We start from the raw sequence: 23481 nt of genomic DNA, 5'->3' as shown, positions 1-23481 counted from the left end.
GCTTAGCCACTCAATCGCCGGCGACGAAGAACGTCCATTGTCCGGTCGGCGTGATGCCGACGCGGTAGAAAATGTAGGCACCGAACTGCTTCATGTCGTCATAGTCGCTGGCGGTGACGATCTTGAACAGCTCGACCCGTTGTCTGGCGTCGAGCTTGTCCAGCGGCAGGGCGAAGAAATAGGGCCAGACATAGAGATCCTGCGGCGTGCCGGCATCGACATGGACAAAACCGGCACTGAGCACTTCTTCCAGGATGGCGAGGATCTCCTGGCCTTCCGTATCGCCCGAAAGGCCCTTCAGGAAGGCGATCGGGTCGCCCTCGATGTCGCCCAGCGACAATTGGGTCATCATGTCTCCCGTGCCGATCAGCGGCCGAAGTTTTTCGATGTCGCCGCTTTTGCACGCCTCGACTATCAGATCGTGCATGCGCCTGACCGGTTCCGGCAACTTTGCCAGGTCGTAGACGACTTCGGGCACGGGCGCGTCCGGATCGACATGCGGATTGGCCATGCCGCCATCGTTGGCCGGCCCTTTCGGTTCGGTTTGTTCCGGCTCGTCGGATGGCGTCGGCTGGCTGGCCGGTGGTGGCGTCGTGCCGAGCGGGCCGGGCATCGGCACGGTACTTCCGGGCGGCGACATGTCAGCGTCGGGCGGCGGCGTGACCGGTGAGGGAAGATCTTCGCGCTTGATCTCGCTGAGAGCTTGAGAGGGACTGCTCGCAAGAAACAGTGCAGAAGGAATCATCGCGCAGGAAGCGGTGAACCAAATGCTGAGGACCAGGCCGCGCGGCTTGCCTGATATCGAAAAATTCACCGCCTGCTACTCCCTGGTTCCAGCCCATCCATGTGCCCGGACATGATGTCCGGCGGCGCGCCGTCGTCAAAGAACCGGGGTCAGTGACGCAGTCTTTCGGGCTCGAAGGCCCCGGCAATCACCTTTTCACGCATGCGATCGAGCAGGGCAAGCGCCGAGGTCTCGCCATTGGTGCGCAGCATTTCGCCGAATGCCGTTTCGAGGGCCGCCTCGGCGATGATTTCCGGCTCGATCCCGGCCGACAATCCTTCTGCCCAGGCTTCGCTGTGGCTTTCCACGGCGGTCAGGCGCTTTTCTTCCCTGACCAGCGCGTCGATGTCGTTGACGCCATGTTCCATTGCGATGTCCACCCTTTCAAGCGGTGATCCGTTGGACAGGGATCAAGCTTGAGTTGTCCCTTTTACACGCAGGCGCAGTAAGTATTTGTAAATGCGACATTTTTTTGGTCGTCGTCTACAATTTCCGTCGCGTCCAGCAAACCTGCGTCCGATCCGTTTCAAACTTAGCCGATTAGGCAGGCCAAGGGGACGGAAACCTTCAGTTTGAGTTAATTTCACATCTGCGCGCTAACGTTTCGTTAACATAGTTGCAAAAGTGCAACATCAGGTTTGCACCAAGACCTCACTCGAGGCAAGCGGAGAAGCGTCGAACGCGTCCGCCGCAACGGCGCCGACCCTTGATGCGGCTTTTCCGCAAAGCGGCTGCCGCCGTCAGTTTCCGTAGCGCGAGGCGATGTCGCGAGACAGCGTCTCGCCTTCCTTCATGTAGCGGCTGATGGCTTCCGTCGCCGAGGCGGTGCATTGCGTATAAGTGCCGCCGAACGACCGGTAACCGCGGTTGAAGCTGGCGATGAAGCGGGCGCGCCGCTCCGGGTTCGGATTTTCCGATGCGATCAGTTTTTCCATCTCGGCTCGCCACCGATCGCCCTTCTCGCCACACAGATTACGCAGGAAATGCAGCGAGCCGAGCACTTCCGCCAGCCGCATCAGCCCGGGCTCGAACGGTGCTTCGGCGGCAATCGCCGGGCGCGCACCGACAACCACACTGACGGCGAGGCATGCGGCGAGAAACGAAGACGTGCGGCTCATGGGTCCTTGTGCTGAAACAATTTGTCGCCTGCAAGGCGATTCTCTGGCTCAGATCTCGCCGTCTTTGTCGGGACCGAGTAGATCGTCGGCAATTTCAAACACTGCATCGGCGAGCGGCATCGCTGTCATTTCGGCCAGCGTATAGAAAGCCGCGGTCTCGGCATCGTCGCTGGCCACCGCCTCGCCGCCAGCATACTCGGCCCCAAACACCGTCAGCCAGTAGTCGACCGGATGCCCGTCGCCGCTGCCGTCGATGTGGATTTCCCGCAGCGGCCGGTAGCTGCGCGCCTGCAATCCGGTCTCTTCCAGCAATTCGCGCCGTGCTGCCTGTTCCAGCGTCTCGCCGGCTTCGACCTTGCCGCCGGGAAAGGCATGGAGACCTTGCGAGGGCGGCCTGGCCCGCTTGACCAGCAGCACCGTGTTCTCGCGCACGACGCAGACCGAGACTGCCGGAATGATCTTGCGTGCTTCCATGGGCTTCGGATCGCTCGATTGGCATAGCCCGTTGTGGACCGGCCGCCGGCGAACAGCTTTAGCGGTTGCGAAAGGCGGATTCCATGGCCACTTTCACATGCCACCAATTCGAGAGCTGAATTCATGTGCGGACGCTTTGCTTTGACGGCCACTCCGGACCAGACCGCCGCCTTTCTCAGCCTAGCGGAACTTGAGGAGTTTCCGGCCCGCTACAACATCGCGCCGACGCAGCCGGTGCTGATGGCGTTCGCCGGATTGCCACAGGCGCCGGGCTCGAACCTGCCCGACCGCCGCTCGATGCTGGTGCGCTGGGGCCTGATCCCGGCCTGGGTCAAGGATACGCGTAACTTCCCGCTGCTGTTCAACGCGCGTTCTGAGGGGGCTTCGGAAAAGGCGTCGTTTCGCGCTGCCATGCGCCATCGCCGCGCCCTGGTACCGGCTTCGGGATTCTACGAATGGCACCAAACCGGTGGCAGAAGAGGGCAGCCCTATTGGGTGCGGCCAAGGCATGGCGGGCTTGTCGCCTTCGCCGGGCTGATTGAGACCTATGCTGAGCCGGGCGGCTCGGAAATGGACACCGGCGCTATTCTGACCGCCCACGCCAATGCCGATACTGCCCATATCCACGACCGCATGCCGGTAGTGATCCACCCCGAGGATTTCGCGCGCTGGTTGGATTGCCGCACGCTCGAGCCGCGCGACGTGGCCGATCTGCTGAGACCCGCCCAGCTCGATTTCTTCGAAGCGATCCCGATTTCCGACCTCGTCAACAAGGTCGCCAATACCGGGCCGGAGATTCAGGAGAAGGGCGTCGTCGAGCTTGAGCCCGACAAGGTCAAGCGCCAGAAGTCCGGCGCGAACGACAGTAGTCAGATGAGTTTATTTTAGCAAAAGCTACTATTACTGGTTCGCCGTGAGCGCCTCAAATCTTTCCCGACGGCATTCTCAGGCAGCGCGCGGCGAAACGATTTTTTGCGCCGGCTTCTTCTTCTTCGCGGTGTGCAGAAGAGCTGCGACGATTGCTGCCGGGCCGATCGCCCGGTAATGGCTGGCGAGCGCCGGTTGCTTGGCGCGGTTGGATTCTTGCTTAGGCATTGTTCTCTTCCCTGGTAACGTCTTCGTGTCTGCGTTTGCTGGCCGAATCCGACCAAATCGTGACGCTTGCTGATCTAGCCGGCGAATGTTTCATCACAGTGCCGACCTGTTTAATAAAATGTTTCAGTGGCTCAATTCCTGTGAGCCAACGATATTTTTGGCGAAGGTAGCGACTTGACGGCAACACCGGGCAAGGCGATAAAGCCGGCCATGAGAACGTCTTTCGCCATTTGTGGCATTTGCATTATTGGCTAGCCTCGCGCTGGTCCTGGACGTTTTCGCCTCATCTCCTCCCAGATTGGACAAACGCCCCGGCCAGCAGGCTGGAGCCGATTTGCGCCTCGGCGTAACCGACTCCATCCAGAGCACGATACCAGAAGGTCATGCCAAAGTAACGCACCGGGAACGCACGTATGTCTGACGCATCGAAGAGCCTGCGCCTCTACAACACGCTAACGCGGAGCAAGGAGGATTTCTTCCCGATCGATCCGCGCAACGTGCGCATGTATGTCTGCGGCCCGACGGTCTATGACTTCGCCCATATCGGCAATGCGCGGCCGGTGATCGTCTTCGACGTGCTGTTCCGCTTGCTGCGCCATCTCTACGGGCAAGCGCACGTCACTTACGTCCGCAACATTACGGACGTCGACGACAAGATCAACGCTCGCGCGCTGCGCGATTTCGGCGGCGAAATTGCATCGGGCAAGCTGTCGCTGAACGAAGCGATCAGGCGGGTCACCGAAAAGACCGCCGGTCAGTTCCACAAGGACGTCGCGGCGCTCGGTTGCCTGGAACCGACGGTCGAGCCGCGCGCCACCGAGTTCGTCGAGCCCAGGCCCGACGGCAAGGTCGACATGATCTTCTTGATTCAACGCTTGATCGAACGCGGCCATGCCTATGTCGCGGCTGGAGAAGTCTTGTTCGACACCGCTTCCATGCCGGATTATGGGCAGTTGTCGAAGCGCAATCTCGATGAGCAGCAGGCCGGCGCTCGCGTCGCCGTCGATGAGCACAAGAAGAACCCGCAGGATTTCGTGCTGTGGAAATTGTCTTCGCCCGAGGAGCCGGGCTGGGACAGCCCGTGGGGCAGGGGTCGGCCGGGCTGGCACATCGAGTGCTCGGCGATGTCGGCCGCCTATCTCGGCGAGGTGTTCGATATCCATGGCGGTGGTCTCGACCTGATCTTTCCGCACCACGAGAACGAGATCGCGCAATCGCGTTGCGCCCACGGAACCGAAACGATGGCCAAGATTTGGATGCACAACGGTTTCCTGCAGGTCGAGGGCCAGAAGATGTCCAAGAGCCTGGGCAATTTCTATTCGATCACCGAATTGCTGGAGACGGATACGTTTGGCGGCCGCAAATGGCCGGGCGAGGTGCTCAGGCTGGCGATGCTGATGACGCACTATCGCGAGCCGATCGACTTTTCCGTGCGCAAGCTGGAAGAGGCGGAGAATACGCTGCGCAAATGGAAGCGGGCGGCCGATCTGGCGCCGCCGACGGCAAAGCCGGTGCCGGCGGATGTGATCGAAGCGCTGTCGGATGACCTTGCCACCTACGCCGCATTCCAGTTGCTGACGCAGTTGGCTGGTGATGCTGTTGATTTCAACGCAGGTAGCGGCAACGCAGCCGCCGAAGACAACGATGCTGCCGCTTCACTGAAGGCATCGCTTCTGTTCCTCGGCTTCGACATCGCAACAGCCAAGGTGGATGAAGACGCCATTGCCAAGGCGATCGTCAAACGCCTCGCGCTGATCGCCGCAAAGAACTGGGCCGAGGCCGACCGCATCCGCGACGAGTTGCTGACGCAAGGCATCCAGTTGAAGGACGGCAAGGACCCCGTCACCGGCGAACGCATCACCACCTGGGAGGTAAAAAGATGATCGATCATCTCGGCATCACCGTTTCGGATTTCGACGCGTCGAAGGCTTTTTACGACAAGGCGATGGCGCCGCTCGGCGCCGCGCTGCTCTACATGGTGCCGCAGGAATATACCGGCGGCGCCAAGGTCGGCGGCTACGGCCGCGACCGGCCGGTGTTTTGGCTGCATGCCGGCAAGGACAAGCCGAAGGATCATCAGCATGTCGCGTTCACGGCTCGCAGCCGCGCCGAGGTCGATGCCTTTCACGCCGCGGCGATTGCCGCCGGCGGCAAGGACAATGGCCGGCCGGGCCTGCGCCCGCACTACCATCCGAACTATTATGGCGCTTTTGTTTTCGATCCCGACGGCAACAATGTCGAGGCGGTTTGCCATGCCCCGGAGTAGTGCGCGATGAGCCTCGACAACAGACCAGTCTATACAGGCGGCTGCCAGTGCGGCGCGGTGCGCTTCCGCGTCGAAGGAGCTCTCGGCGATGCTTCCGTATGCCATTGCCGCATGTGCCAGAAGGCGAGCGGCAATTTCTACCTGCCGCTGGTCTCGGTGCGCGGCGCAAGGCTGGACTGGACGCGCGGTGAGCCCAAACGCTTCCGCTCGTCCAACGCGGCTTTGCGCGGTTTCTGTGCCGAATGCGGCACGCCGCTGACCTTTGAAGCGCCCGACGGGGTGGCCCTCGCCATCGCCACATTCGACCACCCCGAGGAGATTGCGCCGACCATCCAATGGGGTGTCGAAGCCAAGCTCCCGTACGTGGATCACGTCCACGAATTGCCAGGTGAGGAAACGATGGCCGACGTCTCGTCGGCCTCCTATCTCGCCGATCTCGTCTCCTACCAACATCCCGACCACGACACCGAACAATGGCCGCCGGAGGAAAAATCATGACCGAAACCGTTCGTACCGGCGGCTGCCAGTGCGGCGCCGTGCGCTTTCGCATCCACGGGGCGCTCGGCCGCCCGTCCATTTGTCATTGCCGCATGTGCCAGAAACAGTTCGGGTCGTTTTTCGGCGCGCTGGTGACAGTGCCGAGCGACGGCGTCGAATGGGTGCGCGAGGAGCCGAGTTACTTTCAGTCGTCGGTCAACATCGATCGCGGCTTCTGCGCCCGCTGCGGCACACCGCTGACCTACCGCCAGCCCGGCGCGCTGGAGATCGCCATCGGCGCCTTCGACGACCGTTCCGATCTGGCGCCGCAGATCCAGGTTAACTACGCCGCCAGGCTGCCTTGGGTCGAGACGATCTTCGACGCGCCGATCCATGACGACCCGGATTTCTACGCGCGACAGGAATCCATCATCTCCTTCCAGCATCCCGATCACGAGACGGCCAACTGGCCGCAGCAGGGCCTGAAATTATGAGCAGCGAATTCCGTACCCTCTATCCCGAGATCGAGGCTTTCGAGTCCGGCATGCTCGACGTTGGCGATGGCCATCAGGTCTATTGGGAGCGCTCCGGCACCAGAGGGGCCAAGCCGGCTGTCTTCCTGCATGGCGGGCCGGGCGGCACCATTTCGCCAAAGCACCGGCGGCTGTTCGATCCGAAGCTGTACGATGTCATCCTGTTCGACCAGCGCGGCTGCGGAAAATCGACGCCTAATGCCTCGCTTGAAGCCAACACCACCTGGCACCTGGTCGCCGACATCGAGCGCCTGCGAAAAATGTGCGGCTTCGACAAATGGCTGGTGTTCGGCGGTTCGTGGGGTTCGACGCTGGCGCTGGCCTATGCCGAGACCCACTCCGAGCGGGTCAGCGAACTGGTCGTGCGCGGCATCTACACGCTGACCCGCGCCGAACTCGAATGGTACTACCAGTTCGGCGTGTCGGAGATGTTCCCCGACAAGTGGGAGCGGTTTCTGGCGCCGATCCCGGAGGCCGAGCGCGGCGACATGATGGCCGCCTACCGCAAACGGCTGGTCGGCAGCGATCCTGTGGCGCAGGTCGAGGCCGCCCGCGCCTGGAGCCTGTGGGAGGGCGAGACGATCACGCTGCTGCCGGAACCGGAAACCAGCGGTCCCTTCGGCCAGGATGATTATGCCCTGGCTTTCGCCCGCATCGAGAACCACTATTTCGTCCATGCCGGCTGGCTGGAAGAGGGACAGCTGCTGCGCGATGCATGGAAGCTTAAGGATATCCCGGGTACCATCGTTCACGGCCGCTACGACATGCCGTGCCCGGCGTGCTACGCCTGGGCGCTGCACAAGGCGTGGCCGAAAGCGGATTTCCATCTGATCGAAGGCGCCGGCCACGCTTATTCGGAGCCGGGTATCCTCGACAGGCTGATCCGCGCAACGGACATGTTTGCCGGGAAATGACCATGGCTCGCGAGCGCCTTTATCTGTTCGACACCACGCTGCGCGATGGTCAGCAGACGCCGGGTATCGACTTCTCCGTCGAGGACAAGATCGCGATCGCCAAGCTGCTCGACGAGTTCGGCATCGACTACGTCGAGGGTGGCTACCCCGGCGCCAATCCAACCGACACCGCCTTCTTTGCCGAGCGTCGCACGGCCGATGCCAAGTTCGTTGCCTTTGGCATGACCAAACGGGCAGGAGTGTCGATCTCGAACGATCCTGGGCTTGCCGCGCTGGTCCAGTCGAAGTCGGACGCCATCTGCTTCGTCGCCAAGAGTTGGGACTACCATGTCCGCGTCGCGCTCGGCTGCACCAATGAGGAGAACCTCGAGGCGATCAAGGCCTCGGTCGAGGCGGCGCTCACTGCCGGCAAGGAGGCGATGGTCGACTGCGAGCATTTCTTCGACGGCTTCAAGGCCAACCCCGATTATGCGCTGGCCTGCGCCAGGAGGGCCTACGATGCCGGCGCGCGCTGGGTGGTGCTGTGCGACACCAATGGCGGCACGCAGCCCTCCGAGGTGCGCGCCATCGTCGAAAAGGTGATCGCCGCTGGCATACCGGGCGACCATCTCGGCATCCACGCCCATGATGACACCGGCCAGGCGGTGGCGAATTCGCTTGCCGCCGTGGAGGCCGGCGTCCGCCAGATCCAGGGCACGCTGAATGGCATCGGCGAGCGCTGCGGCAACGCCAACCTGATTTCGATCGTGCCGACATTGGCGTTGAAGCCGGCCTTTTCGGGCCGCTTTGCTACAGGCATTTCGGCAGAGGCGTTGACCGGTATATCGCGCCTGTCCCGCGCCTTCGACGAGTTGCTGAACCGTGCGCCCGAAGCGCAGGCGCCCTATGTCGGCGCCTCCGCTTTTGCTACCAAGGCCGGCATCCATGCCTCGGCGCTGGCAAAGGAGCCGGCGACCTACGAGCATGTGCCGCCAGAGACCGTCGGCAACCGCCGCCGCGTCATGGTTTCGGACCAGGGCGGCAAGGCCAATTTCCTGGCTGAGCTGAAACGGCGTGGCATCGACATGCCCCGGGACGACCATCGCCTCGACGCGCTGATCGCCGTGGTCAAGGAGCGCGAGGCCGAGGGCTATGCCTACGAAGGTGCCGACGCCAGCTTTGAGCTTTTGGCGCGCAAGATGCTGCACGGCCTGCCGGAATTCTTCCGCGTCACTTCTTTCCGCTGCATGGTCGAGCGCCGGTTCGACGCCAACGGCCAGCTGAAGACGGTCTCGGAGGCGATCGTGAAAGTGCTGGTCGAGGGCGAGGAGAAGATGTCGGTGGCCGAAGGCCACGGCCCGGTCAACGCGCTCGACATTGCGCTGCGCAAGGATCTCGGCAAATTCCAGAGCGAGATCGCCGATCTCGAACTGGCCGACTTCAAGGTGCGTATCCTCAACGGCGGCACCGAGGCGATCACCCGCGTGCTGATTGAATCGCATGACGGCACCGGTGCGCGCTGGTGGACGGTCGGCGTCTCCGAAAACATCATCGATGCTTCCTTCCAGGCGCTGATGGATTCGATCGTCTATAAGCTGATGAAGAACCGCGACATGGCGGGCTTGGCGGCGGCGGAGTAAGAAATGGGCTTTTCGATAAGCTGGCTGGGCTTTCGCGGTTACGGGATAAAGGAAGCTGCGGCGTTGTTCGGGCGCGAGATTGGCGATCCATCGGAGATTTTCGAAGCGCCTGTGAACGCCTATGCCAGCGAAAAGAACTGGGCGATCATCATCCTCGATCCCTGCAGCTTTCCGAACCCGCCTCAGCAATATCTGGCCGCGATTTCGCAAGAGCGGGAAATCGTGATCGCGCACATAGACGAGCATGTAATGTTCGCGCGCGCCGAGCTCTGGCGCGACGGAAGGAACATCTGGAAAGTCTGGCACAGCGGCGACAAGACCGTGCGGGACTTGCATGTCACGGGTGATCTCCCCGCGTCTTTCGAAGCGCTGAAGCAACAGTGTTTTTCAAAGCAGGATGAAGAAGATAGCAAAGGTACAGAGGTCGATCTTGTTTTTGACCTTCCCCTCGATCTTGCGGCGGAACTGACGGGCTTTAGGCACGATGAAGGTTCGCCCGACAACGTCTTTTTCGAACTCAAGGAGAAGCCTGCTCCGCCTTGAGACCGTGTCGTGCCGGGCCTGCAATCACTCTCGCAGACAGCGGCAATTGTTCGACGTTTAGCGGTCGTGTTGAACCATCAGCAAGACTCCATTGATCCATCAGCAATTTGCGATGGTTTTGGGCAAGCCGCTGGCGCATAGCCTTGGGCCATGACTACCCAAGCACTTCACATCGAGGCCGACACCAAAGCTCGTCGCGGCTTCCTGCTGGCGCTCGGCGCCTACCTGCTTTGGGGGCTGCTGCCCTTCTACATGAAGGCTGTCGCGCGTCTGCCGCTGGCCGAAGTTATCGCCCACCGCATCGTCTGGTCGGTGCCGATCGCGGCCGCTGTCCTGGTCTGGGCCGGTCGCACTGCCGATTTCAAAGCGGCAGTTCGTTCGCCGCGCATCATTTCGATGGCGGTGCTGACGGCGGCGCTGATCTCGGTCAACTGGGGCATCTATGTCTGGGCGATCGCGGTCGACCGCACCATCGAGACCGCGCTCGGCTACTACATCAACCCGCTGGTCAGCGTCGTTGTCGGCGCGCTGCTCCTCGGCGAGCGGCTCGACCGCCTGCAGATCGCGGCGGTGGTGCTGGCGGCAATCGCGGTCGCGGTGCTGACCATCGACGCCGGCAAACTGCCCTGGGTGTCGCTGGTGCTGGCCTTTTCCTTTGCCGCCTATGGCTTCTTCCGCAAGACGCTGCCAATCGGCCCGAGCCAGGGCTTCCTGCTTGAAGTGCTGCTGCTGTCGGTGCCGGCACTCGGCTACATCATCTTCCTGATCGCCACAGGACAGGATCATTTCGTCTCCAGCTCGCTGAACGACACCGCCTTGCTGATCGGCTGCGGTCCGGTCACCGCCGTGCCTCTGCTGTTGTTTGCGTTCGGCGCCAGGCTGCTGCGCCTCTCCACCATCGGCATCATGCAATATATCGCGCCGACGATCGTCTTTTTGATCGCGGTGCTGATTTTCGGCGAACCCTTCGGCAGTGTTCAGGCCATAGCCTTCGGGCTGATCTGGGCGGCACTGGCGATGTACTCCTGGTCGATGTTTTCTTCGGCGCGCAAGACCGTTTCCGCATCAGCTCGCGCCGCGTAACGAAGAAAGGCGGCTGGCCGGTCTTAATGCCGGCAGCCGCGTCTTTCACGAGCGCTCAGCGCTTCGGCCCGAAGCCGGGATATGGCTGCAGCGGCACGACGGCGGCAATATCCATCATGCCGGCCTTGACCAGCGGCAAAGTTGCAAGATGGTGGCGCACGTCGGCATCGCTGCCGGCTTCGAACATCATGCCGCTGCCGGGAATGTCGCCCCGATTCCACACCTGACGCACGGCGCCTTCGGCATAGAGCGTGCGGCGCTGCTCGGCCTCGCCAGGCAGCAGCGGCGCGAAATCGGCGTCGGTGAACTTTTCGGTGTTGCGCGCTAGAAGGGCAAAGAACTGCATCGGAATCTCCTGATGTTGGCCGTTGGAATGGCGGAAATATTCGCTTCTGCTGGCCAGACAGTCCAAGACTGATTAGGCTAAATTTGAGACCTCACGGGACTTGAGCATCGAAGCAACAATGTTCGACCTGCGCCAGCTTCGCTATTTCATCACGGTGGCCGAAACCGGCAACGTCGGGCGTGCCGCCGAATTGCTGCACATCTCGCAGTCGCCGCTCAGCCGTCAGATCATTCAGCTGGAGGAGCAGCTGGGCGTCGCACTGTTCGAGAGGACGAGGCAGCGTGTTCATCTCAATGCCGAGGGCCGCGCTTTTCTTGCCGAGGCGCGTGCGCTGCTGGCTCATGCAAGACGGCTGGAGGAGCTCGGCCGCAATCTCGCCGGCGGTACGGTCGGCCGTCTCGCCATCGGTTATGTGGAAGGTGCGGTCCATGCCGGGCTTGTCGCTCGGATGCTGCGCCAGTTTCGCCGCGACCGGCCCGAATTTCATCTTCAACTTAAGGGTCAGCGTTCCGCCGCCCAGATCGAAGCGCTGCGCGAACGATCGCTCGATCTGGGCCTCGTCTACACGCCTCCTTCTGCCGACGATCCCGACATCGCCGCCATGCTCATCATGCGTGAGCCGCTGGTTCTGGCGATGCCGGAAGGCGATCCATTGGCCGATATCGTGGAGATACTGCCGCAGCAACTGGACGGACGCACCTGGATCACGGTGGTGCGCCAGCCTGACGACACCAACCGCAGCCAATTTCTCGCCGCCTGCGCGAAGGCGGGCTTCCTGCCCGACATTGCCTATGAGACGACCGATCCGTTGACGTCGTTGGGCCTGGTCAGCGCCGGGCTTGGGCTGGCGACGGTGCAGGCCAGCCTGCGGAGTGCCGCGCCGCCTCATACCGTGTTTCGCGATCTGCCGTGGTTCGAACGCACCGTCTCGATCCATCTCGCCTGGCGGCGTCAGGACAAGCGCGCGGTCATCGGAGACTTGAGGAAGGCAGTCGGGAAGGAGTGAATAGTGAATAGTGAATAGACAGGCGCCGGTTTGGAAAGTCTTCTACTTCGCCATTCACCATTCACCATTCACTTTACATCTTATCAATCACCGACTGCACGCCCTCCGTCGGTGCATCGACGGAGGATCCCGCCACCATGATAGCGGCGACGATTGCTTCCGGATCCTCGACCACCAGCGGCTTGACCCGTTGCGCCGTGTGGATGAAGCCCTCCGTTGCCATGTGGTCGAGCAACGCCAGCATCGGATCCCAGAACCCTCCGACGTTGCCGAAGACGATCGGCTTGCGGTGATGGCCGAGCTGCGCCCAAGTCATGATTTCGACGATCTCCTCGACCGTGCCGATGCCGCCGGGCAACGCCACAAAGGCGTCGGATTTCTCAAACATCCTGTGCTTGCGCTCGTGCATATTGTCGGTGATGACGAGCTCGTCGAGCCGGTTAAGCGCGGTTTCGGTCGCCTCCCGGTTGATCAGAAAGCGTGGAATTATGCCGGTTACCTTGCCACCGGCCTTTAATGCCCCTTCAGCGACGGCACCCATGATCCCTTTAGTGCCGCCGCCATAAATCAGACGCAGGCCGGACTTGCCGATCGAGCGGCCAAGCAGGTGTCCGGCCTTGATATAGGTCTCATCTCGGCCCGGGGACGAGCCGCAATAGACGCAGACAGATCGAATCGTGTTCATGTTATGATTGGTGATAGGGACTATAGGCATGGTCAAGCCCCGGGGCGGGCTTTTTCTTGTCGGCTTTGGCAAAACAGGCTAGACCGAAATTAGGTGGCTAAGGGGCAGGGAAACATGGCAATTAATCCATTGAAGGCGTTTTTGTTCGCGGCTGGCGGCTCTGTCGCAGCAGCGGGAACCGCCTATGTATCGGGCGCACTCGACCCGTATCTCAATTCTACCCGGCCTGCGGAGGTCGCGGCGCTGACGCCGCCGGCTTCGAAACCGGCCGCTCCGGCGACCGAGGACCGGCTGCCGCCTGCGTCTGCCGCGTCCACCGATGCGGCAGCGCCCGCCGCGCCGGCCACAGCAGGTGCAATCGTGCCGACCTTCGACATCGTGCGCGTCGAAAGCAACGGCTCGATCGTCGTCGCCGGCAATGCGGCGCCCAACGCCAAGGTCGAGATTCTCAACGGTTCGGCTGTGCTCGGCTCGACGGTCGCCGGTCCCGACGGCGCCTTTGCCATTATTCTCGACGATCCGCTGAAGCCCGGCGACTACACGATCACACTGCGCTCGACGGCTGGCAATGTCGTGACCGCCTCGGCGCAGACCGCCGTCGTTTCGATCCCCCAGAATTCCACCGGCCAGGTGCTGGCAATGGTCGAGGAGCCGGGCAAGCCGTCCGAACTGCTCACTGTTCCGGCCCCTCAGGCGAAATCTGACGCCTCGCCGCCTGTCGGCGAACAGGCGGCCGTTCAGCCACCCGCCACGGGCACCGAATTGCCGGCTGCCGCAGCGCCGGCGCCAGCCCCGGCGGCTGACGTTCCAGCAGCGTCTGCTCCTGCCGCGCCGGCCGCTGTTGAAGCCGCGCCGGCTCCGGCAGCGCCCGCCACACCGGCAGCGCCCGCTACTTCCGCGGCGGAGCGGAAGATCGTCGTCGAAGCTGTCGAAATCGACGGCAACAAGATTTTCGTTGCCGGCGTCGCCGATCCCGGCCGCAAGGTGCGTGCGTATGCCAACGATATCCTGCTCGGTGACGCGAAGACCTCGCCCGACCGCCACTTCCTGGTCGAAGCGACACGCGACATCCCGGTCGGCACCTACACCATCCACGTCGATGCGCTCGATGCCGACGGCGTGACGGTGGTTGCCCGTGCGGCTGTGCCGTTCGAGCGCGAGCCTGGTGAGGCGGTTGCGGCCGTGGCGCCGGCCGAGCAGAAGCCTGCCGGGATAAAACCAGCCGAGCCGAATGCTCCGGCGACCGAAGCCGCACCGGCAACGGCCGCCGAAACGCCCGCAACTGCCCCCGCTCCTACAACCGAGGCCCCGGCCGAAATGGCTGTCGCAACGCCTCCGGGCGAAACGCCCGAGACCGTGGCGCCAAAGCTCGAACATGCCGATGGTGCAGTCATCATCCGCCGCCATGACACGCTGTGGCGGATTTCGCGGCGGGTCTATGGCCAGGGCATGCGCTACTCGACCATCTATCTCGCCAACCAGGACCAGATCAGCAATCCGAACCGCATCTGGCCGGGGCAGGTGTTCAAGGTGCCGGAGAAATCGAAGGAAGGCGAGCCCGCCGATCTCAAGGCAATGGGCGACCAGATGACGACGGCGCCAGTCAAGGCCGAATAGCCTTCTGCCCATCAGGATAGCTTGCGGCAGGGCCAGTCATCGTTTATCGCCGATGGACGATGACCGAATCCCCCCTCGTAACGGACCGAAGCCGCGCGGCAGATGAACGCCCGCCGGCCAACTGCACGCCGGCCAACTGCATGCCGGATAGCCGCGCTGTCGCTGTCCGGCTCGCGGCCCTTTCGCATCCAGCGCGGATCGAAATTCTCAAACACCTTTCCGCAAGCCGTTCCTGCTGCTGTCGCGAGGTCGTCGAGCATCTCGACCTGGCGCAGTCCACCGTTTCCCAGCATTTGAAGATCCTGGTCGAGGCCGGGCTGATCCGCTTCGAGCCTGACCGCCAGCGCTCCCGCTATGAGCTCGACCGCGCCGCGCTCGCCGATGTTTCGGCATCGCTGGCCGCGCTGGTCGATTCCTGCTGCTCCGGCCGCTAAAATCATAAGGTAAACAAGAATGGCCGAGAAAACCGTTTCCGCAGATTCCGGCTCGACCTTCAGAACGTTGCGCAATCTCTGGCCCTATATGTGGCCGGCCGACCGCGCCGACCTGAGGGCCCGAGTGGTATGGGCCACCGTACTGCTGGTGGTCGCCAAGCTGACCCTGGTGGCCGGACCCTATTTCTTCAAATGGGCGACCGACGCACTGGCCGGCGATAGCAAATCGCCGCCGCCGCTGCCGGCCCTGCTGCTGGCGCCGGTCATGCTGGTCGTCGCCTACAATGCGGTGCGGCTGGTGCAGCTCGGCTTCAACCAGTTACGCGATGCCCTGTTTGCACGGGTCGGCCAGCATGCGGTCCGCCGGCTCGCCTTCCGCACCTTCGTGCACATGCACGAACTGTCGCTGCGCTTCCACCTCGAACGGCGCACCGGCGGACTGTCGCGCGTCATTGAGCGCGGCACCAAGGGCATCGAGACGATAGTCCGCTTCACCATGCTGGCGACGGCGCCGACAATCGTCGAATTCGCGCTCACCGCCGGCATCTTCGCCGTCACCTATGGCTGGCTATACGTCTTGGTGATCGCGGTCACGGTCTGGCTCTATGTCTGGTTCACCGTCAGGGCGAGCGATTGGCGTATTTCGATCCGCCGTGAGATGAACGAAAGCGACAATGAAGCCAGCACGAAGGCGATCGACTCGCTGCTCAACTACGAAACAGTCAAATATTTCAATAACGAAACCATGGAGGCCGAGCGGTTCGACCGGTCCACGGCGCGCTACGAGTTGGCGGCGACCAGGACCTGGACCTCGCTTGGCTGGCTGAACTTCGGCCAAGGTGTGATCTTCGGTATCGGCATGACCGTCGTCATGGTGATGTCGGCGCTCGAGGTGAAGGCGGGCACACAGAGCGTCGGCGATTTCGTCTTCGTCAACGCCATGCTCATGCAGCTTTCGGTGCCGCTGAATTTCATCGGCATGATCTACCGCGAAATTCGCCAGGGCCTGACCGACATCGAAAACATGTTCGATCTGCTCGACGTCAAGCGTGAGATCGTCGATCGGCCGGGCGCCAAGCCGCTGGTCGTCGATGCCGGCAGGGTCGAGTTCCGCGACGTACATTTTTCCTACGACCCCAACCGCAAGATCCTGAAGGGCATCAGCTTCGAGGTGCCAGCCGGCAAGACGGTGGCCATCGTCGGACCCTCCGGAGCCGGCAAGTCGACCATTTCGCGGCTTTTGTTTCGCTTCTACGACATCCAGCGCGGCAAGATTCTGATCGACGGCCAGGACATTCGCGACGTGACGCAGGAGAGCTTGCGCGCTGCCATCGGCATGGTGCCGCAGGACACGGTGCTGTTTAACGACACCATCGCCTACAACATCCGCTACGGCCGCGTCGGCGCCAGCGAGGAGGATGTGCGCAAGGCGGCAGAACTGGCCCAGATCGGACCGTTCATCGAGCGGCTGCCCGACGGCTATCGCTCAATGGTCGGCGAGCGCGGATTAAAACTGTCCGGCGGCGAGAAGCAGCGGGTGGCGATTGCCCGCACCATTTTGAAGGCGCCGCCGATCCTGATGCTCGACGAGGCGACCTCGGCGCTGGACAGCCACACCGAGCAGGAGATCCAGGCGGCACTCGACCTGGTCAGCCAGGGCCGCACCACCCTCGTCATCGCCCATCGGCTGTCCACAGTGATTTCGGCCGATGAGATCATCGTCCTGCAGGATGGCCAGATCGCCGAGCGCGGCACCCATGTCGCCTTGATAGCCAAGCGCGGCCTTTATGCATCGATGTGGGACCGCCAGCGCGAGGCAAGCGAGGCCGAGGAGCGGCTGCGCATTGCCCGCGAAAGCGACGAGTTCGGCGTCGTCGTCCGCCGCCGCACCTCGGAGGTGAGCTGAAAATTCGTGCTTGACCTCAACTTAAGTTGAGATCGTAGGCCGTTTTGGATCGCAGCAAAATGCGTCGTTCAAAAACGGAGACAATCGATATGAATGGGACAAATCAGGCAGGTACTGGCGGCAGCCTATTCCGGGTGGACAAGTTTGTCGTTCCGGCCAACGCCCGCGAGGAGATTCTTGCCAAGGTCCGGATGACGCATGAATTGCTGCGCCAGCAGCAAGGGTTCGTCCAGGATTTCCTGCTCGAGCAATTCTCGGGGCCGGGCGAGTTCAACCTCGTGACCATTGTCGAATGGGAAGGGCAGGCCGCCGTCGACAAGGTCGTGCCGATCATCAAGGCTGCGCATGAGCGCAGCGGCTTCAATCCTCAGGAGACCATTTCGCGACTTGGCGTCAAGGCCGATATTGCCAACTATCAGCGGATTCCCGGGATGTAAGCTCTCTACGGCCAGCCGGCGCCCGGCGCAGTAGCGTCGACGCTGAGCACTTGGCCGGTACGGGCATCGCTGATCATATGTTCGAAGCCGCGCCATTCGGCGGCGACGATGAACAGCGTTTTTCCCTCGCTGCCGCCGAGCATGCAGGCAAAGCAGCCGCGGTCGACATCGACGCTTTCGAGCATCGCGCCGCCCTCGCGCACCCGCACGCAATGCCGGTTCGGAACGTCGGCATACCAGGCCGCACCTTCGGCATCGAGGCAGATGCCGTCGGGAAAACCGTTGCCGAGATTGGCCCAGATCCTGCGGTTGGAAAGGCCACCATCGGCAGCGATGTCGAAGGCGGTCAGCCGGTTGGCGTGGGACTCGGCAACGACCAGCGTCTTGTTGTCGGGCGTCACCGCCATGCCATTGGCGAACGCGAGGTTCTCAGCCACCTGCTGAACCGAGCCATCCGGTGCAACTTGCACGATGGTGCCGGGACCGAAATGCTGGCCGAGGGCCGGAGCAGGCCCACCGCCATTGACGTATATGTTGCCGCGCCCATCGACCACCATCTCGTTCCAGGGGCTCTTTGATAGTTGTCTCAGATCGGCATGGGTGACCAATGTCCCGTCTGCCTCCTGCCTGAGGATCAGCCCTTCGCGGCCGGACACGACAAGCAGGCGCCCGTCCGGCAGCCAGTCAATGGAATAGGGCAGGATGGCCGGCACGGTGAGCACGATCTCGCTGTTGCCTAGGGCGTCAACGGCGATGATCTGGCCCGTGCCCCAGTTGCAGAGCCACAGCCGGCCGTCGTGCCAGCGCGGTGACTCGCCGAAGGCCAAGCCGTTCATCACCACTTGCACTTGCCTAGCTGCTGATTTCTGCATGGGCCGAGAACCTCCGGGTTTGCGCAAATCGTCATGGCCGAAAGGCCGATGAGAGGCGCCGTCTTGCCAAGGACGGGCGAGAGTGCTGCGTTCCGACAATCGCAATGAACATTTCCGGTTGATCACTTCGGCAGTCCGGATGCTGCTAACGGCATCCTGAAACGGCGGTGACCGCCACCCCCGAGCGCTCTCATTGTCGCGTTGCGACCGCGGGGTGTTTCCGCTATTGAGGCCGGACTTGGAACCAAGGTTGCCCTCATCCCATGAGCCTCGTTGACACGATCAAGAATGCGTTCGTTCCGATCCACCGCGAGGGTTATCCCTTTATCGCTGCGTTCGGCACGGCGACGCTCTTTCTTGGCTATTTCTCCTCGACCCTGTTCTGGATCGGTCTCATCCTGACGGCCTGGTGCGCCTATTTCTTCCGCGATCCCGAGCGCGTCACGCCGATCGACGACCGGCTGGTTGTCAGCCCGGCCGACGGCATCGTCTCGGCGGTTGGCCCGGCCGTGCCGCCGCGCGAGCTTGGCCTCGGCGGCGGCGAAATGACCCGCATCTCGGTATTCATGAACGTCTTTTCCTGCCACGTTAACCGCTCGCCGGTGCGTGGCCGCATTTCCAGGATCGAGCATCGACCAGGAAAATTCCTCAACGCCGAGCTCGACAAGGCAAGCACCGAGAACGAGCGCAACGGGCTGGTCATCGAAAGCCCCAATGGAACGGTCGCCGCGGTGCAGATTGCCGGCCTGGTGGCGCGGCGCATCGTCTGCTGGGCCGAGCCCGGCGGCGCCATCGGCACCGGCCAGCGCTTCGGGCTGATCCGCTTTGGCTCGCGCGTCGATGTATTCCTGCCCTCGACCGCGACGCCGCGTGTCGCCGTCGGCCAGACCGCGGTTGGCGGTGAGACGGTGCTGGCGGAATTCGGCGGCGTTGCCGCAACGCCGCTCGTGCGGGTCTCCTGACCGGTGGCGCCGCCGTTCAAGAAATTCGAGGCGCATGGCGGCGGTGGCCCGCGCATTCGCGAAATCCCGATGCGCATGGTGCTGCCCAATCTGGTCACGGTGCTTGCCATCTGCGCCGGCCTGTCCGGTATTCGCTTCGGCTTCGAGGGCCGCTTCGAGCCAGCGGTGGTGATGGTGCTGCTCGCCGCCTTCCTCGATGGTATCGACGGCCGTCTAGCGCGAATGCTGAAGGCGACTTCCAAATTCGGCGCCCAGATGGATTCGCTGGCCGATATCGTCAATTTCGGCGTGGCACCGGCGCTGGTGCTCTATGCCTTTCTGCTCGACAGGGCAGGTTCGCCGGGCTGGATCGCCGCGCTGCTGTTCACCATCGCCTGTGGGATGAGGCTTGCCCGTTTCAACGTGCTCGACGAAGAGCTCGACCGTCCGCAGTGGCAAACCGAATATTTCGTCGGCGTGCCGGCGCCGGCGGGTGCGGTGCTTGTAATGCTGCCGCTCTATCTGTTCTTCCTCAGGCTTGGGCTTGAACCCAGCCGCCTGGCAGCCTTCATTGCCACCGGCTTTACAATATTGGTGGCGTTCCTGCTGGTCAGCAGACTGCCCGTCTATTCCGGCAAGAGCGTCAGGATACCGGGCGACAGGGTGCTGCCGATCATCCTCGCAGTCGTCCTCTACGTCCTGCTTTTGATGACCTATCCCTGGTATACGCTGACGGCCTCGGTTGCCGGCTATCTGGTCTTCTTGCCGTTCAGCGTGCGGGCCTATTCGAGACGCGCCAAGCGCGAAGGCGAGAAGGTGCCGTCCTCGGATATTGGCTGACGGATTTGGTGCCAGTTCGCGTTGCGCCTGGCAGTGCATGATTCCAAAAAGGCTCGCAGAGCACGCGGCGCTGTGGAACGCACCTCAAAAACCCCGTTTTCGGAACTTGCTGGGCGGCTAGACCGTTTGTGTTGGTAGGTCCGCCTGAGCGGCTGCTCGTGATACGTCGTCAACGTAGCGCAAGCTGCCGCATCGGGCGCAGAACCATCGGAAAACGAGGAGAAATGGCTGTCATCCTCATCGGCGCGTTACTGACTGTCGCCGGCCTCGTGTATATGGCGATTGCGGCCATCATGCGCGGGCGGCTTAGTGAGCCGGCCGCTGTCTCCACCGCGCCGGACAGTCCGACGCCCAATCTCGCAACACCAGGTCCGACTCTGGAGCCGCGACGACGCGGGCTCCGTTTTCTCGGCCTGTCGCAGAACTGGCCGGGCCTGCTGATGATGGCCGTCGGCGTCATTCTGCTGTTGTCGGTGGTAGTCCTCTAATGCATTCGCGCAAAAGTGTGCAGCGGTTTTGCGATAACGACATGCATAAAAACAAGAATCTAAAGCGCGTCGCACAAGGCCGGTCGAACGCGACGCGCTTTAGAATTTTCGACAGCAAGCCTCAGGCGGCTGCGCTCAGTCCCAGCCTCTCGAGCGCCAGCTTTCTAGTCGAGACATAGTCGGTCTTGCCGGAGCCCAGTACCGGGATCTCCTCGACCTTGACGATGTCGTTCGGCACCATCAGTTCGGCCGCCCCGGCTTTTTTGCCGAATTCGCGCAATTCGTCGGGATCGGCATTGTCGGCCGTGGTGACCAGAACGAGGCGCTCGCCGCGCCGCTTGTCCGGCACTGCCACCACGGCGTGATGCTCTTCCGGCCACAGCGACTGCACCAGCATCTCGACCGCGCCAAGCGATACCATCTCGCCGGCTATCTTGGCGAAGCGCTTGGCGCGGCCGCGAATGGTGATGAAGCCTTCGCGATCGACCGAAACGATATCGCCGGTATCGTGCCAGCCTTCGAGCGGCTGCAACTCGCCCGGCCGGTCGCCGGTCATGTAGCCCATCATCAGGTTCGGCCCGTCGAGCCACAGCCGGCCGGCGTCGCTGATGCCTTCGACCGGTTCGAGTTTCATGCGCATGGCCGGCAGCAGCCGCCCGACCGTTCCGTCGCGGCCGTGGATGGCGGTGTTGACGGCAACCACTGGTGCGGCCTCGGTCAAGCCAAAACCTTCGATGATCTCGGCCTGGAAGCGCTCGCGGTAAACCCGGCGCGTCTCCGGCTTCACCGCCTCGGCACCGGCCACGACGAAGCGCAGGCTGGAAAAATCGCCGTCCTTGGCGGTGCGGGCATAGTTGGCGAGGAACGTGTCGGTGCCGAACATCACCGTCGGCCGGACCTTGCGCGCCACCTCCGGAATAAGTTTGTAGTGGAGCGGTGACGGGTAGAGGAACAGCTTTACTCCGGTGACCAGCGGCAGGATGGTGCCGCCGGTCAGCCCGAACGAGTGGAACACCGGCAGCACGTTGAGCAGGATATCGGCCGGCGAGATGGTGATGCGGGCTTCCGCCTGCATCGCATTGGCAAGAAGATTCCGGTGCGACAGCACCACGGCCTTGGGCGTGCCTTCCGAGCCGGAGGTGAACAGGATCACCGCCGGCTTGGCCGCATCCTGGCGCTGCAACGGCCGGCGCCACAGCAAGGCGGCTGCGGCCTTGTCCAGCACGGTCACGCTTGCGCGGACATCCTCCAGCCACAGCAGTTTCGCCCCGCCCTTTTCCACCGCCTCGACGATGTCGGCGAGGTTGGCCTTTTCGACAAAGCCGCGTGAGGAGACCACGGTGCGGATCATTGCCGTGCGGACGGCGGCGGTGACGCTGGCCGGGCCGGCGGTATAGTTGATCATTGCTGCCACCCGCGCAGCCGACAAAAGTCCGACGAACGACAGCACGACGCCATTGGCGTTGGGCAGGAGCAGCCCAACCGCTTCGCCCGGCGCCGTTATTGCCTCGAGCCGTCGGCCCAAAACCCTGGCGCCGATGAACACTTTCCGGTAGCTCAGGGCACCGCCAATGACGTCCTCGATTATTGGGTGCGAAGCGCCAACACGGTCGGCCGCATCGCGCATGGCGAGGAACAGCCCTCGGTCGAGATCACTGCCGAAAAGCCTGGCCTCGGCGAAGCGATCAAACAGCGCATTGGTGTTGGAGGCCTGATCTGGGTTCCGCGCCACCAGCTCGGCGATGGTCATCGGCTCCAGCGCGCTGATCGACAGCTGCGGAAACCAATGGCGCGGCGCCTTGTCCGCCGGCGTCAGCGAGGCCGGCAGGCTGCGTGCGCCGGCAACGAAGATCGGCACGATACGGGCGTCGGCCTGCATGGCGATACGGGTGATGGCGCGAAACAACCGAAACGACTTGACGTCTGGCTCGACCGCATCCGGCAGGTAAACGGCGAGCCGGCCCTTGCCCTTCAGCACCCGGACCAATCTGCGGCTGACGAAGACATGCTCGGCGTTGAAGGCGATGGTGCGGCCGAGCTCGCGCCACGGCTCCAGCCACGGCGACCTGGCCGAAGCCTGGTCGAGGATGTGCAGCGTGTCCTCCGGCAGCAGCGACAGCATCAGCGCCGGCTCGATGCGTGACTGATGCCAGATGACATAGATGACCGGGGCCACCGACCTGCGCGCAATCTTGATGCGCTCGTCGCTGATCCGGTAGGCGAGCTTGAACGGCACGTAGAGCAGCGCCTGGCTCAAACGCAGGCCGAGGCGGAACTTCTCCACCACGCCGATCAGCAGCCAGGCCGCGACAAGACCCGCAAGCAGCGCCAGTGTCAGGATCATCGCCGCATCTCCCAACGATCTCACGTCGCGGCTCTTCACCGGCCGCTTCGGGTGAGAACCTAGCCGAAGTTGGATCAACGTCAATGCGGCTCCATTTTTCCTTCTCTCCTATGTTTGATTCGCCTATGTTTGATTCGGCTCGGCTGCTTATCGCAGCTACGCCGCTTTCATCCTTCCGCTGATGAAGCGGAATTCCTGCGTCTTGCCGCCAAAGCCATAGGCGGCCGCAGGCACTTCATGCACGAGGGCGTAGCTTTCCTCATGCACCTTACCCAGCAGCCGGCCGAATGCCGCGAAAATTGCCTGCAGATACGCCTCCAGTTCGAGCTTGGTGTTGGTACCGTCGACAACCTTGATGTCGAGCCAGGCCGTGTTGGTGCCATGCTCGGCCAGCGACTTGCCGCCGGCGAACCAGTGCTCGGGGTCGTGATAGGAAATGGCAACAGCTGTGATCGTCGCGTCCTTGCGCAGATGCGTGGCTGTCAGTTCGGTCACTTCCCTGGCAATGGCGGCGGACAAAGCGGCATCGGGCTTGCCGGTAACGCTGACATTGATGATCGGCATGTTTCTTCTCCTCGGTTTCAAGCGGCGCCTCTTCGCCGTCGAGAAAATCATGCCATCGTCCTTTGATCAAAAAAATAGAATTGTTTTTGATAAAC

The 23481-nt window shown here is 62.6% G+C and carries 27 protein-coding genes; 17 read left to right on the top strand and 10 right to left on the bottom strand.

Going from position 1 to position 23481, the window contains the following annotated elements; translation table 11 throughout:
• Positions 1-10: 10 nt before the first annotated feature.
• The 4 genes from NKH90_RS22390 to NKH90_RS22375 all read right to left on the bottom strand — a co-directional run bounded on the left by NKH90_RS22390 (position 11) and on the right by NKH90_RS22375 (position 2376).
• Positions 11-814, bottom strand: coding sequence for a hypothetical protein (locus NKH90_RS22390; RefSeq protein WP_352820920.1), 804 nt, complete (start codon positions 812-814; stop codon positions 11-13).
• 80 nt (positions 815-894) lie between these two features.
• A complete protein-coding gene (locus NKH90_RS22385) occupies positions 895-1152 on the bottom strand; it encodes a hypothetical protein (protein ID WP_023677749.1) in 258 nt (85 codons plus the stop codon).
• 372 nt (positions 1153-1524) lie between these two features.
• Entirely contained in the window at positions 1525-1902 is a 378-nt protein-coding gene (locus tag NKH90_RS22380; protein WP_023677748.1) for a TIGR02301 family protein, read from the bottom strand.
• A 48-nt stretch (positions 1903-1950) separates the two neighbouring features.
• Positions 1951-2376, bottom strand: a complete 426-nt coding sequence (locus NKH90_RS22375) for an NUDIX hydrolase (protein WP_352540784.1) — start codon at positions 2374-2376, stop codon at positions 1951-1953.
• A 123-nt stretch (positions 2377-2499) separates the two neighbouring features.
• Here NKH90_RS22375 and NKH90_RS22370 point away from each other — a divergent pair, with 123 nt between their 5' ends.
• The gene (locus NKH90_RS22370) at positions 2500-3264 is read left to right on the top strand and encodes an SOS response-associated peptidase (protein ID WP_352820964.1); all 765 of its coding nucleotides are present in this window, start codon (positions 2500-2502) and stop codon (positions 3262-3264) included.
• A 57-nt stretch (positions 3265-3321) separates the two neighbouring features.
• Here the strand turns inward: NKH90_RS22370 and NKH90_RS22365 are convergent, their stop codons facing one another.
• Positions 3322-3471: a hypothetical protein gene (locus NKH90_RS22365; RefSeq protein ID WP_023677745.1), complete on the bottom strand. Its 150-nt coding sequence runs from the start codon at positions 3469-3471 to the stop codon at positions 3322-3324.
• A gap of 413 nt (positions 3472-3884) precedes the next feature.
• Here NKH90_RS22365 and cysS point away from each other — a divergent pair, with 413 nt between their 5' ends.
• The 8 genes from cysS (at position 3885) to rarD (ending at position 10906) form a co-directional block, all read left to right on the top strand.
• Positions 3885-5354 (top strand): cysteine--tRNA ligase, encoded by a 1470-nt coding sequence (gene cysS, locus NKH90_RS22360; RefSeq protein ID WP_352820918.1) that lies wholly within the window; start codon positions 3885-3887, stop codon positions 5352-5354.
• Positions 5351-5737, top strand: coding sequence for a VOC family protein (locus NKH90_RS22355; protein ID WP_352471065.1), 387 nt, complete (start codon positions 5351-5353; stop codon positions 5735-5737). The genes cysS and NKH90_RS22355 overlap by 4 nt, the downstream gene beginning before the upstream one ends.
• Before the next feature lie 6 nt (positions 5738-5743).
• Positions 5744-6235: a GFA family protein gene (locus NKH90_RS22350; protein ID WP_023677742.1), complete on the top strand. Its 492-nt coding sequence runs from the start codon at positions 5744-5746 to the stop codon at positions 6233-6235.
• On the top strand, positions 6232-6708 hold the full coding sequence (locus NKH90_RS22345; protein ID WP_352448982.1) for a GFA family protein: 477 nt from the start codon (positions 6232-6234) through the stop codon (positions 6706-6708). Before NKH90_RS22350 ends, NKH90_RS22345 begins: the two co-directional genes overlap by 4 nt.
• Positions 6705-7661 carry a prolyl aminopeptidase gene (pip, locus tag NKH90_RS22340; RefSeq protein ID WP_352743304.1) on the top strand — a complete coding sequence of 319 codons (957 nt, stop codon included), beginning with the start codon at positions 6705-6707 and terminating at the stop codon, positions 7659-7661. Before NKH90_RS22345 ends, pip begins: the two co-directional genes overlap by 4 nt.
• Positions 7658-9280 carry a citramalate synthase gene (gene cimA / locus NKH90_RS22335; RefSeq protein WP_352743306.1) on the top strand — a complete coding sequence of 541 codons (1623 nt, stop codon included), beginning with the start codon at positions 7658-7660 and terminating at the stop codon, positions 9278-9280. The genes pip and cimA overlap by 4 nt, the downstream gene beginning before the upstream one ends.
• Before the next feature lie 3 nt (positions 9281-9283).
• On the top strand, positions 9284-9823 hold the full coding sequence (locus NKH90_RS22330; RefSeq protein ID WP_352471069.1) for a hypothetical protein: 540 nt from the start codon (positions 9284-9286) through the stop codon (positions 9821-9823).
• A 150-nt stretch (positions 9824-9973) separates the two neighbouring features.
• On the top strand, positions 9974-10906 hold the full coding sequence (rarD, locus tag NKH90_RS22325) for an EamA family transporter RarD (protein WP_352820916.1): 933 nt from the start codon (positions 9974-9976) through the stop codon (positions 10904-10906).
• A gap of 55 nt (positions 10907-10961) precedes the next feature.
• Here rarD and NKH90_RS22320 read toward each other — a convergent pair whose 3' ends face one another.
• Positions 10962-11252, bottom strand: coding sequence for a muconolactone Delta-isomerase family protein (locus tag NKH90_RS22320; protein ID WP_352448978.1), 291 nt, complete (start codon positions 11250-11252; stop codon positions 10962-10964).
• Between the two features lie 100 nt (positions 11253-11352).
• Here NKH90_RS22320 and NKH90_RS22315 point away from each other — a divergent pair, with 100 nt between their 5' ends.
• Positions 11353-12258, top strand: coding sequence for a LysR family transcriptional regulator (locus tag NKH90_RS22315; protein ID WP_352820913.1), 906 nt, complete (start codon positions 11353-11355; stop codon positions 12256-12258).
• Between the two features lie 73 nt (positions 12259-12331).
• Here the strand turns inward: NKH90_RS22315 and NKH90_RS22310 are convergent, their stop codons facing one another.
• Entirely contained in the window at positions 12332-12943 is a 612-nt protein-coding gene (locus NKH90_RS22310; RefSeq protein ID WP_352471073.1) for an LOG family protein, read from the bottom strand.
• Positions 12944-13057: 114 nt separating this feature from the next.
• On the opposite strand from NKH90_RS22310, the gene NKH90_RS22305 reads away from it, so the two are divergent.
• The 4 genes from NKH90_RS22305 (at position 13058) to NKH90_RS22290 (ending at position 17337) form a co-directional block, all read left to right on the top strand.
• Positions 13058-14560 carry a LysM peptidoglycan-binding domain-containing protein gene (locus tag NKH90_RS22305; protein ID WP_352820910.1) on the top strand — a complete coding sequence of 501 codons (1503 nt, stop codon included), beginning with the start codon at positions 13058-13060 and terminating at the stop codon, positions 14558-14560.
• A 59-nt stretch (positions 14561-14619) separates the two neighbouring features.
• Positions 14620-14994: an ArsR/SmtB family transcription factor gene (locus tag NKH90_RS22300; protein ID WP_352471075.1), complete on the top strand. Its 375-nt coding sequence runs from the start codon at positions 14620-14622 to the stop codon at positions 14992-14994.
• A gap of 19 nt (positions 14995-15013) precedes the next feature.
• Positions 15014-16900 carry an ABCB family ABC transporter ATP-binding protein/permease gene (locus NKH90_RS22295; RefSeq protein WP_352501837.1) on the top strand — a complete coding sequence of 629 codons (1887 nt, stop codon included), beginning with the start codon at positions 15014-15016 and terminating at the stop codon, positions 16898-16900.
• Positions 16901-16989: 89 nt separating this feature from the next.
• Positions 16990-17337, top strand: coding sequence for an antibiotic biosynthesis monooxygenase (locus NKH90_RS22290; RefSeq protein ID WP_352820961.1), 348 nt, complete (start codon positions 16990-16992; stop codon positions 17335-17337).
• 5 nt (positions 17338-17342) lie between these two features.
• On the opposite strand, the gene NKH90_RS22285 is transcribed toward NKH90_RS22290, so the two are convergent.
• Entirely contained in the window at positions 17343-18209 is an 867-nt protein-coding gene (locus NKH90_RS22285) for an SMP-30/gluconolactonase/LRE family protein (protein ID WP_352820906.1), read from the bottom strand.
• Between the two features lie 263 nt (positions 18210-18472).
• Here NKH90_RS22285 and NKH90_RS22280 point away from each other — a divergent pair, with 263 nt between their 5' ends.
• From NKH90_RS22280 to NKH90_RS22270, 3 genes are all read left to right on the top strand, one after another.
• A complete protein-coding gene (locus NKH90_RS22280) occupies positions 18473-19171 on the top strand; it encodes a phosphatidylserine decarboxylase (protein WP_352471078.1) in 699 nt (232 codons plus the stop codon).
• A gap of 3 nt (positions 19172-19174) precedes the next feature.
• Complete coding sequence (locus tag NKH90_RS22275) at positions 19175-19990, top strand: CDP-alcohol phosphatidyltransferase family protein (protein WP_023677728.1); 816 nt, start codon at positions 19175-19177, stop codon at positions 19988-19990.
• Between the two features lie 224 nt (positions 19991-20214).
• Positions 20215-20478: a hypothetical protein gene (locus tag NKH90_RS22270; protein WP_352471079.1), complete on the top strand. Its 264-nt coding sequence runs from the start codon at positions 20215-20217 to the stop codon at positions 20476-20478.
• Between the two features lie 121 nt (positions 20479-20599).
• On the opposite strand, the gene NKH90_RS22265 is transcribed toward NKH90_RS22270, so the two are convergent.
• Together NKH90_RS22265 and NKH90_RS22260 are read right to left on the bottom strand one after the other, a co-directional pair.
• The gene (locus NKH90_RS22265; protein ID WP_352820903.1) at positions 20600-22822 is read right to left on the bottom strand and encodes an AMP-binding protein; all 2223 of its coding nucleotides are present in this window, start codon (positions 22820-22822) and stop codon (positions 20600-20602) included.
• A 156-nt stretch (positions 22823-22978) separates the two neighbouring features.
• Complete coding sequence (locus NKH90_RS22260) at positions 22979-23386, bottom strand: tautomerase family protein (RefSeq protein WP_352540794.1); 408 nt, start codon at positions 23384-23386, stop codon at positions 22979-22981.
• Positions 23387-23481 lie beyond the last annotated feature (95 nt).

The organism is Mesorhizobium sp. M0898 (genome assembly GCF_040319695.1).
Taxonomy (GTDB): domain Bacteria; phylum Pseudomonadota; class Alphaproteobacteria; order Rhizobiales; family Rhizobiaceae; genus Mesorhizobium.
This window is presented reverse-complemented; position numbering and strand designations above follow the sequence as displayed.

What these genes read in the sequence shown, in the direction of transcription:
- cysS (WP_352820918.1), top strand. Translation starts at nt 3,885, where the DNA reads ATGTCTGACGCATCGAAGAGCCTGCGCCTCTACAACACGCTAACGCGG.
- NKH90_RS22370 (WP_352820964.1), top strand. Translation starts at nt 2,500, where the DNA reads ATGTGCGGACGCTTTGCTTTGACGGCCACTCCGGACCAGACCGCCGCC.
- NKH90_RS22375 (WP_352540784.1), bottom strand. Translation starts at nt 2,376, where the DNA reads ATGGAAGCACGCAAGATCATTCCGGCAGTCTCGGTCTGCGTCGTGCGC.
- NKH90_RS22260 (WP_352540794.1), bottom strand. Translation starts at nt 23,386, where the DNA reads ATGCCGATCATCAATGTCAGCGTTACCGGCAAGCCCGATGCCGCTTTG.
- NKH90_RS22385 (WP_023677749.1), bottom strand. Translation starts at nt 1,152, where the DNA reads ATGGAACATGGCGTCAACGACATCGACGCGCTGGTCAGGGAAGAAAAG.
- NKH90_RS22365 (WP_023677745.1), bottom strand. Translation starts at nt 3,471, where the DNA reads ATGCCTAAGCAAGAATCCAACCGCGCCAAGCAACCGGCGCTCGCCAGC.
- NKH90_RS22345 (WP_352448982.1), top strand. Translation starts at nt 6,232, where the DNA reads ATGACCGAAACCGTTCGTACCGGCGGCTGCCAGTGCGGCGCCGTGCGC.
- NKH90_RS22270 (WP_352471079.1), top strand. Translation starts at nt 20,215, where the DNA reads ATGGCTGTCATCCTCATCGGCGCGTTACTGACTGTCGCCGGCCTCGTG.
- rarD (WP_352820916.1), top strand. Translation starts at nt 9,974, where the DNA reads ATGACTACCCAAGCACTTCACATCGAGGCCGACACCAAAGCTCGTCGC.
- NKH90_RS22330 (WP_352471069.1), top strand. Translation starts at nt 9,284, where the DNA reads ATGGGCTTTTCGATAAGCTGGCTGGGCTTTCGCGGTTACGGGATAAAG.
- NKH90_RS22320 (WP_352448978.1), bottom strand. Translation starts at nt 11,252, where the DNA reads ATGCAGTTCTTTGCCCTTCTAGCGCGCAACACCGAAAAGTTCACCGAC.
- pip (WP_352743304.1), top strand. Translation starts at nt 6,705, where the DNA reads ATGAGCAGCGAATTCCGTACCCTCTATCCCGAGATCGAGGCTTTCGAG.
- NKH90_RS22300 (WP_352471075.1), top strand. Translation starts at nt 14,620, where the DNA reads ATGACCGAATCCCCCCTCGTAACGGACCGAAGCCGCGCGGCAGATGAA.
- NKH90_RS22305 (WP_352820910.1), top strand. Translation starts at nt 13,058, where the DNA reads ATGGCAATTAATCCATTGAAGGCGTTTTTGTTCGCGGCTGGCGGCTCT.
- NKH90_RS22285 (WP_352820906.1), bottom strand. Translation starts at nt 18,209, where the DNA reads ATGCAGAAATCAGCAGCTAGGCAAGTGCAAGTGGTGATGAACGGCTTG.
- cimA (WP_352743306.1), top strand. Translation starts at nt 7,658, where the DNA reads ATGACCATGGCTCGCGAGCGCCTTTATCTGTTCGACACCACGCTGCGC.
- NKH90_RS22355 (WP_352471065.1), top strand. Translation starts at nt 5,351, where the DNA reads ATGATCGATCATCTCGGCATCACCGTTTCGGATTTCGACGCGTCGAAG.
- NKH90_RS22295 (WP_352501837.1), top strand. Translation starts at nt 15,014, where the DNA reads ATGGCCGAGAAAACCGTTTCCGCAGATTCCGGCTCGACCTTCAGAACG.
- NKH90_RS22350 (WP_023677742.1), top strand. Translation starts at nt 5,744, where the DNA reads ATGAGCCTCGACAACAGACCAGTCTATACAGGCGGCTGCCAGTGCGGC.
- NKH90_RS22290 (WP_352820961.1), top strand. Translation starts at nt 16,990, where the DNA reads ATGAATGGGACAAATCAGGCAGGTACTGGCGGCAGCCTATTCCGGGTG.
- NKH90_RS22310 (WP_352471073.1), bottom strand. Translation starts at nt 12,943, where the DNA reads ATGAACACGATTCGATCTGTCTGCGTCTATTGCGGCTCGTCCCCGGGC.
- NKH90_RS22265 (WP_352820903.1), bottom strand. Translation starts at nt 22,822, where the DNA reads ATGATCCTGACACTGGCGCTGCTTGCGGGTCTTGTCGCGGCCTGGCTG.
- NKH90_RS22280 (WP_352471078.1), top strand. Translation starts at nt 18,473, where the DNA reads ATGAGCCTCGTTGACACGATCAAGAATGCGTTCGTTCCGATCCACCGC.
- NKH90_RS22380 (WP_023677748.1), bottom strand. Translation starts at nt 1,902, where the DNA reads ATGAGCCGCACGTCTTCGTTTCTCGCCGCATGCCTCGCCGTCAGTGTG.